Here is a 1916-nt window from a genome sequence, read left to right on the forward strand (position 1 = left end):
TGGCGGGGCGTCCCAGAGTGAGCTAAAGCTCACGAGTACTTTGCTGTTCTGGCGTAAGCCTCTGCTGTTTGCCTGCGTTTTGTCTCTATGGATCCTTTCCTTGAATATCACCGCAGTCAGACACGCAGGCAGTTTTTTGGCCAGACGGGCTTGCGGGTGGGTGGGGTGGCGCTGGCGAGCATGCTGGGGGAGGAGTTTGCGAGCGGGGCGTCGAACCTTGTTCAACCGGCGTTGCCTGGGCTGCCACATTTCGCGCCGAAGGCGAAGCGGCTGATCTATTTGCATATGAATGGTGCGCCGTCGCAGTTGGATCTGTGGGACCACAAGCCGCATTTGCAGCAGCATTACGACAAGGATTTGCCGGAGAGCATTCGGAATGGGCAGCGGATCACGACGATGACGAGTGGGCAGGCTCGATTTCCGGTGGCACCGAGCATGTTTAAGTTCGCGCAGCATGGGCAGTGCGGACGGTTTGTGAGCGAGCTGCTGCCGCACACGGCGAAGATTGTGGATGAGATCGCGGTGATCAAGAGTGTGAGCACCACGGCGATCAATCATGACCCGGCGTGTACGTTTGTCATGACGGGCAGCGAGGTGCCGGGCAAGCCGAGCATTGGTTCCTGGCTGGGGTATGGGCTGGGGAGCGAGAGCAATGACCTGCCGTCGTTTGTGGTCTTCACGCCGAGCTTTCCTGCGGCCAGTCAGGCGCAGGCTTTGTTTACGCGCATGTGGAGCAGCGGATTTCTGCCGACGAAGTACAGCGGGGTGGCCCTGCGAGGGCAGGGCGACCCTGTGCTGTATGTGAAGAATCCGCCGGGGGTGGATGGCAGCAACCGGCGCACGATGATGGATGCGCTGAACAAGCTTAACAGCATCAATCACGGGCGCATTGGCGATCCTGAGATTCAGACGCGGATCGCGCAGTATGAAATGGCTTTCCGCATGCAGACGAGCGTGCCGGAGCTGACGGATCTGAGCAAGGAAAGCAAGGCGACGCTGGAGATGTATGGGGATGATGTGAACCGGAGCGGCAGCTTTACGCATAGCGCGATCATGGCGCGGCGGCTGATCGAGCGTGGGACGCGGGTGGTGCAGATTTTGCATCGTGGCTGGGACCAGCACAACAACCTGCCGAAGCTGCTGCGCGGTCAGGTGGAGGATACGGAGCGCGCGTGTGCGGCGCTGATCATGGATTTGAAACAGCGAGGGCTGCTGCAGGACACGCTGGTGGTGTGGGGGGGCGAGTTTGGACGTACGGTCTATTCACAGGGCACGCTGACGAAAGAGAACTATGGGAGGGATCACCATCCGCGCTGCTTTACCATGTGGATGGCGGGTGGCGGTGTGAAGGGTGGCATCGAGTATGGGGAGACGGATGACTTCAGCTACAACGTGGCGAAGGACCCGGTACACATCAATGATCTCAACGCGACGATTCTGCACCTCATGGGGATTGATCACCGCAAGTTCACCTTCAAGTTTCAGGGGCTGGATCAGAGGCTGAGTGGGGTGGAGGAGCACAGCCCGGTGAAGGGGGTGATGGCTTGAGGTGACCTGCACAAGACTGCCATTTTTGTTAAATAAAGCATTTTCCGAAACTGATTTCCGGAATGGGCGTGTGAAGGCACTCATGGCTCATGAGCTTTGAAAGCCGCGGAAACTTTTCGGTTTTGCCGCAAAGGGGCAGAGGGAGCAGAGAAATAGATCTTATAGCAAGAGCAGATGAACATGAGTCTGAATGAATGGCAGTCTGTTAAGAGAGTTTGAAGTGGTTTTCGGAGGCAGCAGTCAATCGCATGATGGCACCCATAGAAGCGTGCGGCAGAGGCGTGCTGCGGGGCACGATGTAGACGCTGCTGGGACCCGGCGTGGCATTGAGGCGTGCTGGGTTTGCTGCCCGGAATTGTCTGCCATAC

1 protein-coding gene is annotated in these 1916 nt (G+C 58.1%); it reads left to right on the forward strand.

Going from position 1 to position 1916, the window contains the following annotated elements; all coding sequences use genetic code 11:
- Nucleotides 1-87: 87 nt before the first annotated feature.
- Nucleotides 88-1548, forward strand: a complete 1461-nt coding sequence (locus tag PSV43_RS18770) for a DUF1501 domain-containing protein (protein WP_300200986.1) — start codon at nucleotides 88-90, stop codon at nucleotides 1546-1548.
- The last annotated feature ends 368 nt before the right edge of the window (nucleotides 1549-1916 follow it).

This window comes from Prosthecobacter sp., assembly GCF_029946185.1.
Taxonomy (GTDB): domain Bacteria; phylum Verrucomicrobiota; class Verrucomicrobiia; order Verrucomicrobiales; family Verrucomicrobiaceae; genus Prosthecobacter.